Consider the following 16936-nt stretch of genomic DNA (forward strand, 5'->3'; position numbering starts at 1 on the left):
CGCGGGCCTCACCCGCCAGAAAGGCCGCCGGGGCCACCCCATCCGGATCAGTTGCTACTGTGAGAGATCATCAGCCAACTCGGCCAGGGGACGTGGGCGATCGATGAAATAGCCCTGTGCGTAGTCGATTCCCAGCTCGCGAAGGCAATCCTGCGCCGCATCGCTCTCGACGAACTCGGCCACCGTGTGCAGATCCAGCTGGCGGGCAATCTGTACCATGGAACCGACCATGGCACGGTTGATCGGATCGCGCTCGATACCGCGCACGAAGGTGCCATCGATCTTCAGCAGGTCCAGGGGCAGATGGCGCAGGTAGGCGTAAGACGCGAAGCCGCTGCCGAAGTCGTCCAGCGCCACTTTGAGGCCGCGCCGACGCAGGCGCTCGATCCAGCCGGCAGAGCTCCCCAGCTCGGCCAGCGCGACCATCTCGGTAATCTCCAGGCACAGCTTGCCGGCAGGAAGCCGGTGGGTGTCGAGCAGCTCGTCGAGCAGTGCATGGAACTCCGGATCGAGCAATGAAGGAGCGCTGAGGTTGATGTTGACCTGGCTCAGCGCCATCTGGTGCTGCGGATTCTCCGCCAACCATTCGCAGTAGCGACGGAGCACCCAGCGGTCGATCTGAGCGAGGAAACCGTAGCGCTCGGCAGCGGCAAAGAACTGCCCCGGCGCCACCCACTCGGCAGACTGCGGATCGCGGTAACGCAGCAGCACCTCGTAGTGCAGCCCCTCCTCCTCGCGCTGCAACGCTCGTACCGGCTGATAGAACAGCTCGAAGTGCTGCTGTTCGATGGCCTCGCGCAGGCGGGTAATCCATTGCAGCTGGCGCTGGTGCTCGACCAGCGCGCCATCGGCCGGGTTGAACAGGTGCACGCGGTTGCGCCCCTGCGACTTGGCCAAGCTGCTGGCGTTATCCGCCCAATTCAGCGCCTCCTCCCAGTCACGCACACCGGACTCCAACTCCAGCACACCGATGCTCACGCAAAGCCGGAACGGCCGACCACCATAGCTGAACACGAACTGCTCTACTGCCAGACGCAGGCGCTCTGCCTGTTCCAGCGCCTGGGCCCGGTCGCAGTCAGCCAGCAGCACGGCGAATTCGTCGCCGCCGATACGCGCCAACTCGGCCTGGCTCGGCACACAGCCGAGCAGATGGTTAGCCAACTGGCGCAACAGTTGGTCACCAGCGGAGTGACCGCAGAGATCGTTGACCTGCTTGAATTGGTCCAGGTCGAGGAACAACAGGTGGCTGAAGCGCCGGCCACCACCCTCCAGGCTCCCCTGCAGCAGGCGCTCCAGTTCACGCCGATTGACCAGCCCGGTCAGCGAGTCGTGGGCGGCCAGGCGTGCCAGGCGCTGCTCCAGCGCCCGTCGTTCGCTGAGGTCGACGACGATACCCTCGATACAATGCTGGCCACGCTGCTCGTGCAACGACAGATGCACCCAGCGACTGAGGCCATCGGCGGTCTGCAACTGCACCTCACCACTGGCGATGCTCTGTGTCTCGCTCAGTTGCGCACACAGCCGCTGCCAATCACCGGGCGCCAGCAGGCCTTGGATCGGCTGCGCCTGCAGCAGTTCGGCATCGGCATCGGTACGCCCGAGCAGGCGCAGGAAGCTGGGGTTGGTCTCCAGCAGCAGCCCCTGGCGATTGCAGCGGAAGATACCTTCGCCGGCGTTACGGAATAGCCCGCGATACTGCTCCAGGTTGACGATGGCCTGTTCGCGGGAGGCCAGCAGGGCCTGGCGCACGTCCTCCAACTGGCGGCCATTGAGGATGCCGAATAGGAATACGCAGACCACCGGCAGCCAGGCGTGCAACACATCAACCCACGCGTTGCGCGGCACCAGACCGGCACGGCTCAACGAGAGCATCAGCATGAGCAGGATCGCCGCGCTCCAGAACAGCGCGAACCAGCCGGCATAGGGGCGACGCAGGTAAAGGGCGAGCAGGGTCAGGCCGAGCTGGAACAAACCGGTCGTCAGCATCATCAGGTTCATCGTCTGGGCTGCCAGACTGTGACCCTGGCTCAGCAACACCCATACAAGCGCACCCGCCAGGCCAGCTACCAGCACGTTGCGCAGCAAACGTGGCAGTCCCTCGTCCAGGCGTAGCGACGCGCTGATGAACAGGGTGCTGAAGATCAGCGTGAGCACACCGAACAGGTTGGTCTCGAACTGCATGGCAGGCGGCCAGTTGCGCCAGAGCAGCAGGTTGGTCAGGTCGTTGATTGCGGCCGCGTACCAGGCAACGCTGAGGATCGTCGCGCAGTAGTAACCCAGACGGCGGTCCGGGGCGATGACGAACTTGAGCAGATGAAACAGCGCCATCACCAGCAATGCGCCGACAATCAGGCCGTTGTTCAGCCAGGTGGTGGCCAGCAGGCGGTCCTTGTTCGCCGCTGGCAGGATCTTGACCGGCAGGCTGATCGACGAGGTGCTGCGCACCCGCATGATCACCTCCTGCTCGCCGACACCCAGGGTCGGCAGTGGCACCATGAAGGCGCGCAGCGGTTCGTCACGGCGGGCGAACGGCAGATGGTCACCGACCTGGCGATAGAGCTGCAGGCGCTCGTCGACGAACACCCAGATCTGCACATCATCAAGGTAGGTATGGTCGAGCCAGAGGTAGTAGCGCTCGCCCGAGCGACCAGCCAGACGCAGACCGAACCACCAGGCACTATCGCTCCAGCCCAGCGAAGGAATGCTCTGCAGAACACGCCCCTCACTCAGCAAATGGGCTCTCGCCTGGTGCAGCGACAGCTGCTCTGACACATCCTCCAACAGCCGCACGGCGGGTACCGTGTCGACATCCGCGCCGCGCAGGTCAAGCAGTGGTAGCTCGGCCCGGGCAGCACCGCAGAACAGCGCCAGACACAGCATTGGCACGAGCCAACGGAAAGCAGACGACATCGGGACGACCTGAAAGCGGAGGGGGATACTGGCGAAACGCCTTCTACCAGATTAGCTCAAGCCTCAGCCGATGCCTGCAGCCTGACGCAAGATCCCGAGATCGGTGATCTCGATTTCGCCATAGGTCAGGCGCAGAGCACCGCGCGCCTCCAGGTCCTTGAGGATCTGATTGGTCGTCTGCCGCGACAGACCGAGCATCAATGCCAGCTGCTCCTGAGCCAGGTGCAGCACCCGACGGGGCCCCGTTTCACCGTAGCCCTCCGCGATCATCAGCACGCGCCGAGCCAGACGTGGTGCGGCCGGTAACAGGCTCATCTCCTCCAGCGCGATGAAGGCCAGACGCAGCTTCTGGCTCATCAGCAGGGCGAAGTCGCGCCAGTGGCCGGGCTCGCGAGCTAGCAGCGCCAGCAACGCAGCCTGAGGCACCTGCAGCAGGCGGGTCGGACCCTCGGCGTAGGCATCGTGGGTGCGCGGCTGGCCGTCGAACAGCGAGATTTCTCCAAACCAGTACGGCGGCTCGACCAACGTCAGCAATGCCTCCTTGCCGTCACGACTGACCGCGCCGACCCGCATCATCCCTTCCAGCACTGCGTACAGGCCGCAGGGAGGGTCGCCCCGACGAAACAGAAGCTGCCCTGGCTCCAGCTGCAGGACGCGCGCCTCGCCCAGCAGCTCGTCGCGCAGGACGGTCGGCAGATGGCTGAACCACTGACCGCTGTCCAGCAGGGAACGGTAGGTAGCAGGAGTTTCGGACATGGCTTTGTCGCCTAACTGACAGTCGTGATGCAGGAGCTGGCGTGATCATGCCATCAACCCTGCCTTGCTGAGGACATAACAATGAAAACCCTCGTCGATCATCTCGGCCAGTACGCGGAATACCACCGCGACCGGCGCAACATTCTCAGCCACTTCATCGGCATTCCGATGATCGTGGTCGCCGTAGCCGTTCTGCTGTCGCGCCCCGGGTGGGAGGTAGCCGGCCTGTGGGCCTCGCCGGCTCTGCTCACCGCGCTTGCCGCAGGCTTCTTCTATCTGCGCCTGGACCTGCGCTTTGGCCTGCTGATGAGCGCATTGCTCGCCCTGTGCCTGTGGGCCGGCGCCGTCTTGGCCCAGCAGAGCACGATGGTATGGCTGAGCGGCGGCCTTGGCCTGTTCGTGGTCGGCTGGATCATCCAGTTCATCGGTCACTACTATGAGGGCCGCAAGCCGGCCTTCGTCGACGATCTGATGGGTCTGGTGGTCGGTCCGTTGTTCGTGGTGGCCGAGCTGGGCTTCCTGCTCGGTCTGCGCCCCGAGGTGCAGGAAGCCGTGGAGCGCTGCGCCGGTCCGACGTGCATCCACCCTCGCAAGGCCTTGGCCTCCTGATCCAGTTCGCGGTCGCCCCTGAGCGGCCGCGTCCTTCGCCAGAACGTAGTCCCCCATAGCGCCCACTACAAGGCGTCGCCTTCACGACATTTCCTGCCGCCTTCTCGTACGACTACTCCCTATCCAGCCAAATCGACGAACGGCCATTCACGACCCGAATGCCGCTCTGCGCCGCGATCTACCGCAAATCTGTCAGCATCCCAGCAACAACGGCACTTTGCGATGCCGATCAATAACTACAAGTCACGCTGTGACTTGTAGTTATTAAACAGTACCGCTTCAGAATTTCTTGAAGGCCTTCGCATTCGCCTGCAAAATGCCGCGCCCGCCCTCTTCCGGTGCGGCTTTGTGCTGATCCCACACCCCGCGTGCCACACGTAGTGCGCTGGTTCATCAAAACGATCACGCAGGAGATTTCTAAGTGCACATCGGTGTTCCTCTCGAGACCCACGCCGGCGAGACGCGGGTTGCCGCGACGCCCGAAACCGTCAAGAAGCTGGTTGGCCAGGGCCATCAGGTGACCGTCCAGGCCGGTGCAGGCGTCAGCGCCAGCATCCCGGATAGCGCCTATGAAGCCGTTGGCGCCAGCATCGGCAACGACGCCGCCGCCTTCGGTGCCGACCTGGTGCTGAAAGTGGTCGCCCCGACCGAAGCCGAACTGGCTCACATGAAGTCCGGCGCCGTGCTGGTCGGCATGCTCAACCCGTTCTGCAACGACACCATCGCGCGCATGAACGCCCGTGGCGTCACCGCCTTCGCCCTGGAGGCCGCCCCGCGTACCTCCCGCGCGCAGAGCCTGGACGTACTGAGTTCGCAGGCCAACATCGCCGGCTACAAGGCCGTGATGCTCGCCGCCAACCATTACCCGCGCTTCATGCCCATGCTGATGACCGCCGCCGGTACCGTGAAGGCCGCCCGCGTGCTGATCCTCGGCGCCGGCGTGGCTGGCCTGCAGGCCATCGCCACCGCCAAGCGTCTGGGTGCTGTGATCGAGGCCTCGGACGTGCGTCCGGCCGTGAAGGAGCAGATCGAGTCGCTCGGCGCCAAGTTCGTCGACGTACCGTTCGAGACCGATGAAGAGCGCGAGTGCGCCCAGGGTGTCGGCGGTTACGCCCGCCCGATGCCCGCTTCGTGGATGGAGCGTCAGGCCAAGGCCGTGCACGAGAAGGCCAAGCAGGCCGACATCGTCATCACCACCGCGCTGATCCCGGGCCGCAAGGCGCCGACTCTGCTGCATGAAGCGACTGTCGCCGAGATGAAGCCGGGTTCCGTGGTCATCGACCTGGCGGCTGCCCAGGGTGGCAACTGCCCGCTGACCGAGGCCGATCAGGTCGTGGTCAAGCACGGCGTGACCCTCGTCGGCCACACCAACCTGGCCGCGCTGGTGCCGGCGGATGCCTCCGCCCTGTACGCCCGCAACCTGCTGGACTTCCTCAAGCTCGTGATCGACAAGGAAGCCCAGTTCCAGCTCAACCTCGAAGACGACATCGTCGCTGCCTGCCTCATGTGCAAGGGCGGTGAAGTCGTGCGCAAGAACGGTTAAGGAGTCGCGAGATGGAACTGATCTCCCCCAGCATCTACAACCTGATCATCTTCGTACTGGCCATCTACGTGGGCTACCACGTGGTATGGAACGTCACCCCGGCCCTGCACACCCCGCTGATGGCCGTGACCAACGCGATCTCCGCCATCGTCATCGTCGGCGCCATGCTGGCCGCCGCCCTGACCGTGACCCCGCTGGGCAAGTCCATGGGCACCCTGGCCGTGGCCCTGGCCGCGGTCAACGTGTTCGGTGGCTTCCTGGTTACCCGCCGCATGCTGGAAATGTTCAAGAAGAAGGCGCCCAAAGCCAAGGCAGAGGGCAAATAAGATGAGCATGAACCTGATCACCCTGCTGTATCTCGTCGCCTCGGTGTGCTTCATCCAGGCGCTGAAAGGCCTGTCCCACCCGACCTCGTCCCGCCAGGGCAACGCCTTCGGCATGGTCGGCATGGCCATCGCCGTGGTCACCACCGTGTTCCTGGTGTTCAAGCTGGGCGCGGAAATGGCCGAAGGCGGCGCCGCCAAGGGCCTGGGCTACGTGCTGGTCGGCCTGCTGGTCGGCGGCACCGCCGGCTCCATCATGGCCAAGCGCGTCGAGATGACCAAGATGCCGGAACTGGTCGCCTTCATGCACAGCATGATCGGCCTGGCCGCAGTCTTTATCGCCATTGCGGCGGTAGTGGAGCCGCAGTCGCTGGGCATCGTCCACGCCCTGGGCGACGCCATCCCGGCCGGTAACCGCCTGGAGCTGTTCCTCGGCGCGGCCATCGGCGCCATCACCTTCTCCGGTTCGGTGATCGCCTTCGGCAAGCTGTCCGGCAAGTACAAGTTCCGCCTGTTCCAGGGCGCCCCTGTGGTGTTCAAGGGCCAGCACATGGTCAACCTGGTGGTTGGCCTGGCCATCGCCGGCCTGGGCCTGTACTTCACCTTCACCGGTGACATCCGTGCCTTCGCCGTACTGGTGGCCCTGGCCTTCATCATCGGCGTGCTGATCATCATCCCGATCGGCGGCGCCGACATGCCGGTCGTGGTGTCGATGCTCAACAGCTACTCGGGCTGGGCGGCGGCCGGTATCGGCTTCTCGCTGAACAACTCGATGCTGATCATCGCCGGTTCGCTGGTAGGTTCTTCGGGCGCCATCCTCTCGTACATCATGTGCAAGGCGATGAACCGTTCGTTCTTCAACGTGATCCTCGGCGGCTTCGGCGGCGCGGCAGAAGCGTCCGGCCCGGCTGGCGCCCAGGAAGCCCGTCCGGTGAAATCCGGTTCGAGCGACGACGCCGCCTTCCTGCTGACCAACGCCGACACCGTGATCATCGTTCCGGGCTACGGCCTGGCGGTAGCTCGTGCCCAGCACGCGCTGATGGAACTGGCCGAGAAGCTGACCCACCGCGGTGTCACCGTGAAGTACGCGATCCACCCGGTTGCCGGTCGTATGCCTGGCCACATGAACGTCCTGCTGGCCGAGGCCGAAGTGCCCTACGAGCAGGTGTTCGAGATGGAAGACATCAACTCCGAGTTCGGCCAGGCCGACGTGGTGCTGGTGCTGGGCGCCAACGACGTGGTCAACCCGGCTGCGAAGAACGATCCGAAGTCGCCGATCGCCGGCATGCCGATCCTCGAGGCCTACAAAGCCAAGACCGTGATCGTCAACAAGCGCTCGATGGCCAGCGGCTACGCCGGCCTGGACAACGAACTGTTCTACCTGGACAAAACCATGATGGTCTTCGGCGACGCCAAGAAAGTCATCGAGGACATGGTCAAGGCCGTCGACTGAGACGACCCGTGCCATTGAAGAACCCGGCCTTGCGCCGGGTTTTTTATTGGGCAGCAGCCGCCCGTCAGCCAGGGCCAGAAGGCGGCACGCATCTGCGCCAGATCAATAGGCAGCGGTGCACTCGCCTCTAGAATCGCCTCCCCGTCATGACAGGGCGATCCGATGATTCCCGAGCTTCTCTCCCCCGCAGGCACCCTCAAGTCCATGCGCCATGCGTTCGCCTACGGCGCTGACGCCGTATACGCCGGGCAACCACGCTACAGCCTGAGGGTCCGCAACAACGAATTCGATCACGCCAACCTGGCCATCGGAATCGACGAGGCGCATGCCCAGGGCAAGCGCCTGTACGTGGTCGTCAACATCGCCCCGCACAACGCCAAGCTGAAGACCTTCCTCAAGGATCTGGAGCCGGTCGTGGCCATGGCCCCTGACGCGCTGATCATGTCGGACCCAGGGCTCATCATGCTGGTGCGCGAGCGCTTTCCACAGATGCCCATCCACCTGTCGGTCCAGGCTAATGCAGTGAACTGGGCCAGCGTCGAATTCTGGCGCCGCCAGGGGCTGACACGGGTAATCCTGTCCCGCGAGCTGGCACTGGAGGAGATCGAAGAGATCCGCCAGCAGGTACCCCAGATGGAGCTGGAGGTGTTCGTTCACGGTGCCCTCTGCATGGCCTATTCCGGGCGCTGCCTGCTGTCCGGCTACATCAACAAACGCGATCCCAACCAGGGCGCCTGCACCAACGCCTGCCGCTGGAAATATCAGGTTCACGAGGGGCACGAGAACGAACTGGGCGGCATCGTGCAGGGCTGCCAGCCTACGCTCGGGGCCGGCGCACCGACCGATCGTACCTTTCTGCTAGAGGACCAGACCCGTCCGGGCGAGATGATGGAGGCCTTCGAGGACGAGCACGGCACCTACATCATGAACTCCAAGGACCTGCGCGCCGTCCAGCACGTCCAGCGCCTGCTGCAGATGGGCGTGCACTCGCTGAAAATCGAGGGTCGCACCAAGAGCCATTTCTACGTGGCGCGCACGGCCCAGGTGTACCGCCGGGCCATCGACGATGCATTGGCCGGCCGGCCGTTCGACCCGCGCCTGATGGGCGACCTGGAGTCGCTGGCCAACCGCGGATACACCGAGGGCTTTCTGCGCCGTCACGTGCACGATGAGTATCAGAACTACGAGCGCGGCAGCTCGCTCGCCGAACACCAGCAGTTCGTCGGCGAGTTCACTGGTGAGCGGCGTGGCGCACTGGTCGAGGTGAGGGTGAAGAATCGCTTCGCCGTCGGCGACCGGCTGGAACTGATGACGCCACGTGGCAACCTGAACTTCCTGCTCGGGACCCTGGAAAAGTCCAATGGCGAAGCCACCGAAGTGGCACCAGGCGACGGCCACGTCGTCTATCTGCCGCTGCCGGAGGACATCGACCTGCGCCACGCCCTGCTGCTGCGTCAGTTGGCTTGAGCCGGGCATCCCCCTATACTGCGCGCCCTCGCAGGAGAGCGAGGGGCCGCGAGCCCCTCCGCCGAAGGCGCAAACTCCCATGATCGCTCAGGCCCAGCACTGCGAGATTCCGATATAGCCGACTGGAGAGCGGTCGCCACGGGCGACCCACCGAAGGGGCAAGCGGCAACGCCGCACAAACTCTCAGGTACAGAGGACAGGGGGAGAGGCACCGAACACAGGAGTTCTGTGTGCTGCTCTACGTCTATCTGATAGCCATCACCGCCGAAGCCATGTCCGGAGCGCTCGCCGCCGGCAAGCGCGACATGGACCTGTTCGGCGTCGCCCTCATCGCTTTCGTCACCGCGCTCGGCGGCGGTACCGTGCGCGACATCCTGCTGGGCAACTTCCCGGTGGGCTGGACCCAGCACCCCAGCTACATCTACCTGACCATCTGCGCCGGCCTGTTCACCATGCTCATCGCACGGGTCATGCATCACCTGCGTCGGCTGTTCCTGCTGCTCGACGCGATGGGCTTGATCGCCTTTACGGTGATCGGTTGCAACGTCGCCCTCGGCCTCGGCTATCCGCTGGCAGTAGTGGTGATGGCCGGGGTGATCACCGGCATCTGCGGCGGCATCCTGCGCGACATCCTCTGCCACCGCCTGCCACAGGTGCTGCGCCACGAGCTGTACGCCAGCGTCTCTCTGCTGGTCGCTTTGCTCTATCTGGGATTGCGTCACCTGGGAATCGACGAGGACCTCAACCTGCTGGCGTCCTTCGCCAGCGGCCTCGCTCTGCGCCTGGCAGCGATCCGCTGGCGCTGGTCGCTGCCTGTCTTCTCCTACGCACCAGGTCGCTGGGACGGCTGATCAGAACGCCTCCACCCGACCGCGCAATATCTCGGCGAAGCGCTCGGCCGGCACTGGTGGACTGATCAGGAAGCCCTGAATCTCGTCACAACGCTGTGCCCTGAGGAAATCCAGTTGTGCCTGGGTTTCCACGCCCTCGGCGACCACCTTCAGCTCCAGTCCGTGGGCCATGGCGATGATCGCTCGGGTGATCGCCGCATCCTCGCCGCCAGCGGAGAGATCGCGGACGAAGGTCTGGTCGATCTTCACGTAGTCCACCGGGAAGCGCTTGAGGTAGCTGAGCGAGGAATAACCGGTACCGAAATCGTCGATCGCCAGCTTCACGCCCATATCGCGCAGCTGCTGGAAGGTGGAGATGACATTCTCGACGTTGTCCAGCAGATGGCTCTCGGTGAGTTCCAGCTCAAGCAGGTGCGAGGGCAAGCCGGTTTCGTCGAGCACCTGGCGGACCAGGGCGATCAGGTTGCCCTGACGCAGCTGATGCACCGACAGGTTGACCGATACGCGGAGGTCCGCCAGACCCTGGCGCTGCCACTCGCGAGCCTGCTTACAGGCCTGGCGCAGCACGAACTCGCCGATGGGGGCGATCAGGCCGGTCTCCTCGGCCAGGGGAATGAACTCCCCTGGCGGCACCAGCCCCATGCTTGGATGGCGCCAGCGTACCAGCGCCTCGGCAGCATTGAGACTGTCATCGGCCAGGCACAGCTTGGGTTGGTAGAACACCTCCAGCTGCCCATCCTCAATACCCTTGCGCAGTTGGGTTTCCAGCTGCAGACGCTCCAGGGTGCAGGCCTGCAGGTTGTCGGTGTAGAACTGGAAGGTGTTGCCGCCCAGGTGCTTGGCATGCTGCATGGCCATGCCGGCCTGGCTGATCAGTACCGAGATTTCACGAGCGTTGTCCGGCAGCAGGCTGATCCCTACCGAGGCGCTGACCACCAACTCATGCCCGCCGACCGACATCGGCGTGCGCAGCTTGCTCAGCAGCCGGCTTGCCGTCCGCGCCAGCGAGGAAAGGCTGCCGTAGTCATCGAGCACGATAGCGAACTCGTCACCGGCCAGGCGCGCCACCGTATAGGCCTCGGGAACCGTTTGTATCAGGCGTCGCGCCATCTGCCGCAGCAGTTGATCCGCCACTTCGAGACCCAGGCTGTCGTTGAGCAGCTTGAAGCGATCCAAGTCCACGTGCAGCAGGGCCAGTTGCAGCTCATCCTGCCGGGCCCGCTCGCCGGCTTCATGCAGGCGTTCACGGAACAGGCTGCGATTGGCCAGGCCGGTCAGCTCGTCGTAGTGCGACAGGTAACGAAGACGCTCCTCGGTCTGCCGACGCTGCGACAGGTCGGAGAAGAAGCCGACGATGTGGCTGACCCGACCACGGCTGTCACGCACCACGTTTAGCTGCAGCCACTGCGGGTACAGCTCGCCGTTCTTGCGCGTCTCGGTCAGCTCGCCGCGCCAGCTGCCGTGGCGCTCCAGCTCCTGGCGAATCAGTTGGTACTGGCGACGGGCATCGCGGCTGCTGATCAGCGTCGCGACGCTGCGGCCAAGAACCTCTTCCTTGCGATAACCCGTAACCTCGCTGAAGGCCTGGTTCACCGAGAGCAGCAGGTAGTCGGCATCGAGGATGACGATGCCCTCGCTGGTGGCCTCGAACACCGTGGCGGCGAGGCGCTGCTCCTCATCCCGGCGCTTGCGCTCGGTGATGTTGCGGCGCGTGCCGAGCATGCGCAGCACCCGCCCTTGCGAATCACGCTCGACGGCGCGGCCCCGGTCCTCGACCCACAACCAGCGGCCATCTGCATGCCGCACCCGGTACTCCACGCAGTAGTCGTCCGTGCGCCCCTTGAGGTGCTCGACCAGCGCCCGGCGCAGGAACTGCAGATCGTCCGGATGCAGGCGCGGCTTGAGGTGGCTGAGCACCCCTTTCACTTCGTTCTGGCTGACTCCGAAAATGCTCTCCAGGTGGCTGTGGTGCACTTCGTCGGTGGTCAGGTCCCAGTCCCACAGCCCCAGCTCGCTGGCCTCCAGAGCCAGGGCCAGACGTGCCTCGCTCTTGCCGAGTGCATGGCTGGCGTCGTCCAGCTCCAGGGTGCGCTGGGCCACGCGTATCTCCAGTTCATCGTGCGCCTTGCGCAGCTCCCGCTCGGCCCGGCGGCGCTGTTCCACCTCACGGGCCAGCTCCTGATTGAGCCCCTCGGCGCTTTCCCGCGCGTGCTGAAGATGCTGTATCAGTGCCTGGTTCTGGAAACGCCGCAGCAGGTTGCGTTCGACCAGCCGATTGACCTGCCAAGCCACCACACCAAGGCTCAACAGCAGCAATAGACCTAGGAGGCCGCCCACCCGGTGGGCGGCACCATCGCTGAGCAGCAGATAGAGAATGGTCGGCAGCAGGCACGGCAGGGCGAACGCCAGGAAGGCGGGGAGACTGACGGCATATGCCACGCTGGCGGAAAGAATGGCAGCAACGATCAGGCCGTAGACCATCGCCTGCACGATGAACTCGTCGCTCGGCACCAGAAAGATCGCGACGAACGCCAGGGTCAAACCACTGGCTCCGGCGCCAACCAGGAACATGCGCCCCCATTGAGGATGCGCCTGGCGCGACGGCAAGGCGGCCTTGAATGCGGTCATCTGGATCAGCCGCATCACGGCGAGCAGCACCACCCAGACCAGCCACCCGGCCAGGAGCAGGCTCTGATGGGGCTGCCAGAGGAGAGCGGCGCATGCCAGGGCATTGAGTAGCATGAACAGGGTGGGGACCTGGGAACCCTGATACAGCAGCCGAGTCCTTTCCACCGCAATTTCAGTGGCGAACTGCTGGTGGATGACCCGCGACTCCTCCGCCGCCACGCTGGCGGAGCCTCCCCCGAATGGTTGTGTCATAGGCGATGTTCTTGTAATGGAATGCCTGACTTTTCCCGAGCATACCCGAGCTAGAGAGGCCGCCCAAGCCCGAATGATGGCTTTTTACCAGCTGACGGGGACAAATTGCGAACATTTGTTCACTGAAGCTCGGCAACGTCACCATCGAGAGGTTTTCAGGCCGCAATAAGCGCCTCCAGCAGTAGATTAAAGCGGGCTTCGCGCTGCGCTGCTCAGCATCGCACCCGTCCGCCTGTGGTTTGCCGCTCCCCTGGTGGGCCCGTAGAATGCCGCGATGCAGAACACTCCCGCCTTCGACCCAGAACTCCTCCTCGCCTCCCTCAACGATGCGCAATGCCAGGCCGTGGCCGCCCCGCTCGGCCGCCAGCTGGTGCTGGCCGGCGCCGGCTCGGGCAAGACCCGTGTGCTGGTGCACCGCATCGCCTACCTGATCCAGTTCCTCGGCGCCTCGCCGTACAGCATCCTGTCGGTAACCTTCACCAACAAGGCCGCCGCCGAGATGCGCCAGCGCATTGAGCAGATGCTTGGCATGAGCCCCGCCGGCATGTGGGTCGGCACCTTCCACGGCCTGGCCCACCGCCTGCTGCGCGCGCACTGGCAGGAAGCCGGCCTGGCCGAGAATTTCCAGATCCTCGACTCCGACGACCAGCAGCGCCTGGTCAAACGGGTGATCCGTGAACTGGGCCTGGATGAACAGCGCTGGCCGGCCAAGCAGGCCCAGTGGTTCATCAACGGGCAGAAAGACGAGGGAATGCGCCCGCAGAACATCCAGCCCGGCGGCGACCTGTTCCTCGCTACCATGCTGAAGATCTACGCCGCCTACGAGGCCGCCTGCGCCCGCGCCGGGGTCATCGACTTCGCCGAGCTACTGCTGCGCGCCCTGGACCTGTGGCGCGACAAGCCGGACCTGCTGGCGCATTACCAGAAGCGCTTCCGCCACATCCTGGTCGACGAGTTCCAGGACACCAACGCCGTGCAGTACGCCTGGCTGCGCCTGCTCGCCAAGGGCGGCGAGAGCCTGATGGTGGTCGGCGACGACGACCAGTCGATCTACGGCTGGCGCGGCGCGCGAATCGAGAACATCCAGCAGTTCTCCAGCGACTTCCCGGATAGCCAACTGATCCGCCTGGAACAGAACTACCGCTCCACTGCCGGTATCCTCAAGGCCGCCAACGCCCTGATCGCCAACAACAACGGGCGCCTGGGTAAGGAACTGTGGACCGACGGTAGCGACGGCGAGCCGATCAACCTGTACGCCGCCTTCAACGAACACGACGAGGCCCGCTACGTGGTCGAGTCGATCGAGTCGGCACTGCGCAAGGACGGCCTGAAGCGCAGCGAGATCGCCATCCTCTACCGCTCCAACGCCCAGTCGCGGGTGCTGGAAGAGGCCCTGCTGCGCGAACGCATCCCCTACCGCATCTACGGCGGCCAGCGCTTCTTCGAACGCGCCGAGATCAAGAACGCGGTGGCCTACCTGCGCCTGCTCGACGGCCGCCACAATGACGCCGCCCTGGAACGGGTGATCAACGTGCCGACCCGCGGCGTCGGCGAGAAGACCGTCGAGGCCATTCGCGAGCACGCGCGCCACGCCGACCTGTCGATGTGGGCAGCGATGCAGCAGCTGATCGCCAACAAGGGCCTCACCGGCCGCGCCGCCACCGCCCTGAGCGGCTTCGTCGAGCTGGTCGAGAATCTCTCGGCAAAAGTGCTGGATATGCCGCTGCACCTGATGACCCAGACCGTCATCGAGCAGAGCGGGCTGATCGCCTGGCATCAGGCCGAGAAAGGCGAGAAGGCCCAGGCCCGGGTGGAAAACCTCGAGGAACTGGTCAGCGCTGCGCGCAACTTCGAGAACGAAGAAGACGAGCTGTCGCCTCTCGCCGCCTTCCTCACCCATGCCTCGCTGGAGGCCGGCGATAGCCAGGCTGAGGAACACGAGGACTGCGTGCAGCTGATGACCCTGCATAGCGCCAAGGGCCTGGAGTTCCCGCTGGTGTTCCTGGTCGGCATGGAGGAAGGCCTGTTCCCGCACAAGATGAGCCTGGAAGAGCCCGGCCGTCTCGAGGAAGAGCGCCGCCTGGCCTACGTCGGCGTGACGCGTGCCATGCAGCAGCTGGTGCTGACCTACGCCGAGACCCGCCGTCTGTATGGCAGCGAGACCTACAACAAGGTCTCGCGCTTCGTCCGCGAGATTCCGCCAGCGCTGATCCAGGAAGTACGCCTGAGCAACAGCGTCAGCCGCCCTTATGCGGCGCCGAGCCGCAGCATGAGCGGCAGCTCGATGTTCGCCGGCGCAGCCGTTCCCGAGACTCCCTTCAGCCTTGGCCAGGCCGTGCGCCACGCGCTGTTCGGCGAGGGCGTGATCCTCAATTTCGAAGGCAGCGGCGCCCAGGCCCGGGTGCAGGTCAACTTCGCCAGCGAAGGCAGCAAGTGGCTGATGCTGGCGTACGCCAAGCTGGAAGCGCTCTAGCCCCGCCCGTCAGGCCACGGTGACCGGTCGCGCAGGCTGGTCATACTGTCGAGCGGAGGTACTCCGCATGCCCCGCTCGACGCCGACCGCCAACAAGATTCTCGATACCGCTCTGGACCTGGCAGAAACCTGCGGCTGGGAGCGCCTTTATCTGCATGACGTGGCCGAAGCGCTGAACTGCGACCTGGCCGCCATCGCCCGCCACTACCGGCAGAAGGACGACCTGGTCGAAGCCTGGCTGGACCGCGCCGACCAGGCGCTGTTCGAGCGCGCCAAGAGCGTCGATCTCGCCGCCTTGAACGCCAGCAAGCGCCTGGAAGAACTGCTGATGGCCTGGCTGGCCGGCATGGCCGCGCACCGCGCGCTGACCGGACAGATGCTGCTGTACAAGCTGGAGCTCGGCCATATACATCTGCAGGCCGGCGCGCTGCTACGGATCAGCCGTACCGTGCAGTGGTGGCGCGAGGCGGCGCGGCGGCAGAACCTGCACTTGTCGCGCGTGGCCGAGGAGAGCCTGCTCAGCGTTGTGTTCCTGCGCACTTTCACGCATTGGCTGCGCCACTCCGGGGAAAGCGATGCCGATCTGCGCGCACTATTACGTCGTCAGCTGCGTGGCGGACCGTTGAACTGGTTGCTACGCCGATAAGGATTCCGTAGCGCCCAGTGCGCCATGAACAAGAGCCTGATCCGGCCCACCTGATGCGCCCTGCAAGCCGGCACACATAAATCCGGAAACATTCTGCGGCTGGCCAGGGTCCCAACACTGCGGCAGCATGACGCGCGAATCACAACCTCAGCGGGATTACCCCACATGCAGCGTTTTCTCAGCATCACCCTGGCCCTGTGCCTGGGTCTGACCCTCAGCCTCGACGCCAGCGCCGCCAAGCGCATGGGCGGTGGAAAATCCTTCGGCTCCGCGCCGACCCACCAGACCCGCCAGGCGGATGCTCCCAAGGCCAACCAGCCCGCGGCAGCCAACAATGCAGCCGGCGCTCAACGCCCGGCCGCCAGCGGTGCTTCGCGCTGGCTCGGCCCGCTGGCCGGCATCGCCGCCGGTGGTCTGCTCGCCTCCATGTTCATGGGTGACGGCTTCGAAGGCTTCCAGATCTTCGACTTCCTGATCCTCGGCCTGATCGCCTTCGTCATCTTCAAGCTGTTCGCCGCCCGTCGGCAGCAGCAGGGGCGCCCGGCCGTCGCCGGCGGCATGCAGCGCGAGATGCCGCAACAACAGTCGCCGATCTTCGGTAGCTCCGCACCAGCCGCTGCTGCGACTACCATCAGCGCCCCGGCCTGGTTCGACGAGCAGCGCTTCATCGAAGCCGGCCGCACCCACTTCCTGGCCCTACAGCAGCACTGGGACGCCGCGGAAATGGACAAGATCGCCGAGTTCGTCACGCCGCAGATGCTCAGCTTCCTCAAGGAAGAGCGCGCCAGCATGGGCGAGGGCTACCAGTCCACCTACGTCGATGACCTCAGCGTGCAGCTGGACGGCATCGACGAGTTGGCCGACAAGACAGTCGCCACCCTGACCTTCCGAGGCGTTGCCAAGACCTCGCGCTTCGACCAGGGCGAGGCGTTCAGCGAAAGCTGGCGCATGGAGCGCGCCAATGGCGACAACCAGCCGTGGCTGGTCGCCGGTATCCGCCAGAACGGCTGATCCATATGCGTCAC

Annotated in this window: 12 protein-coding genes and 2 riboswitches; of the genes, 9 read left to right on the forward strand and 3 right to left on the reverse strand. The window is 64.8% G+C overall.

The features are described from left to right. Positions 1 to 54: 54 nt before the first annotated feature. Entirely contained in the window at positions 55 to 2910 is a 2856-nt protein-coding gene (locus IB234_RS01885) for an EAL domain-containing protein (RefSeq protein WP_192312965.1), read from the reverse strand. Between the two features lie 63 nt (positions 2911 to 2973). Next, positions 2974 to 3666 (reverse strand): Crp/Fnr family transcriptional regulator, encoded by a 693-nt coding sequence (locus tag IB234_RS01890; RefSeq protein WP_192312970.1) that lies wholly within the window; start codon positions 3664 to 3666, stop codon positions 2974 to 2976. A gap of 81 nt (positions 3667 to 3747) precedes the next feature. Between IB234_RS01890 and IB234_RS01895 the strand changes: the two genes are divergently transcribed. The 6 genes from IB234_RS01895 (at position 3748) to IB234_RS01920 (ending at position 9912) form a co-directional block, all read left to right on the forward strand. Next, positions 3748 to 4275 (forward strand): DUF962 domain-containing protein, encoded by a 528-nt coding sequence (locus tag IB234_RS01895; protein ID WP_192312973.1) that lies wholly within the window; start codon positions 3748 to 3750, stop codon positions 4273 to 4275. A 421-nt stretch (positions 4276 to 4696) separates the two neighbouring features. Next, positions 4697 to 5818, forward strand: a complete 1122-nt coding sequence (locus IB234_RS01900; protein WP_192312977.1) for a Re/Si-specific NAD(P)(+) transhydrogenase subunit alpha — start codon at positions 4697 to 4699, stop codon at positions 5816 to 5818. 11 nt (positions 5819 to 5829) lie between these two features. Continuing rightward, positions 5830 to 6144, forward strand: a complete 315-nt coding sequence (locus IB234_RS01905) for an NAD(P) transhydrogenase subunit alpha (protein WP_192312981.1) — start codon at positions 5830 to 5832, stop codon at positions 6142 to 6144. Position 6145: 1 nt separating this feature from the next. Beyond that, a complete protein-coding gene (locus IB234_RS01910) occupies positions 6146 to 7594 on the forward strand; it encodes an NAD(P)(+) transhydrogenase (Re/Si-specific) subunit beta (RefSeq protein WP_192312984.1) in 1449 nt (482 codons plus the stop codon). A 162-nt stretch (positions 7595 to 7756) separates the two neighbouring features. After that, positions 7757 to 9061 carry a tRNA 5-hydroxyuridine modification protein YegQ gene (gene yegQ, locus IB234_RS01915; protein ID WP_192312987.1) on the forward strand — a complete coding sequence of 435 codons (1305 nt, stop codon included), beginning with the start codon at positions 7757 to 7759 and terminating at the stop codon, positions 9059 to 9061. Between the two features lie 21 nt (positions 9062 to 9082). Further along, positions 9083 to 9173: riboswitch (glycine riboswitch) on the forward strand. Beyond that, positions 9174 to 9271: riboswitch (glycine riboswitch) on the forward strand. Between the two features lie 20 nt (positions 9272 to 9291). Beyond that, positions 9292 to 9912: a trimeric intracellular cation channel family protein gene (locus IB234_RS01920; protein WP_192312990.1), complete on the forward strand. Its 621-nt coding sequence runs from the start codon at positions 9292 to 9294 to the stop codon at positions 9910 to 9912. Here IB234_RS01920 and IB234_RS01925 read toward each other — a convergent pair whose 3' ends face one another. Further along, the gene (locus tag IB234_RS01925) at positions 9913 to 12792 is read right to left on the reverse strand and encodes a putative bifunctional diguanylate cyclase/phosphodiesterase (RefSeq protein ID WP_192312995.1); all 2880 of its coding nucleotides are present in this window, start codon (positions 12790 to 12792) and stop codon (positions 9913 to 9915) included. It lies immediately after the preceding gene. Positions 12793 to 13066: 274 nt separating this feature from the next. Between IB234_RS01925 and uvrD the strand changes: the two genes are divergently transcribed. The 3 genes from uvrD (at position 13067) to IB234_RS01940 (ending at position 16922) form a co-directional block, all read left to right on the forward strand. Beyond that, positions 13067 to 15265 carry a DNA helicase II gene (gene uvrD, locus IB234_RS01930; protein ID WP_192312998.1) on the forward strand — a complete coding sequence of 733 codons (2199 nt, stop codon included), beginning with the start codon at positions 13067 to 13069 and terminating at the stop codon, positions 15263 to 15265. Between the two features lie 67 nt (positions 15266 to 15332). Continuing rightward, positions 15333 to 15911: a TetR/AcrR family transcriptional regulator gene (locus IB234_RS01935; RefSeq protein ID WP_192313002.1), complete on the forward strand. Its 579-nt coding sequence runs from the start codon at positions 15333 to 15335 to the stop codon at positions 15909 to 15911. Positions 15912 to 16076: 165 nt separating this feature from the next. Then, complete coding sequence (locus tag IB234_RS01940) at positions 16077 to 16922, forward strand: Tim44 domain-containing protein (protein ID WP_192313006.1); 846 nt, start codon at positions 16077 to 16079, stop codon at positions 16920 to 16922. The last annotated feature ends 14 nt before the right edge of the window (positions 16923 to 16936 follow it).

This window comes from Pseudomonas sp. PDM16 (assembly GCF_014851865.1).
GTDB lineage: Bacteria > Pseudomonadota > Gammaproteobacteria > Pseudomonadales > Pseudomonadaceae > Aquipseudomonas.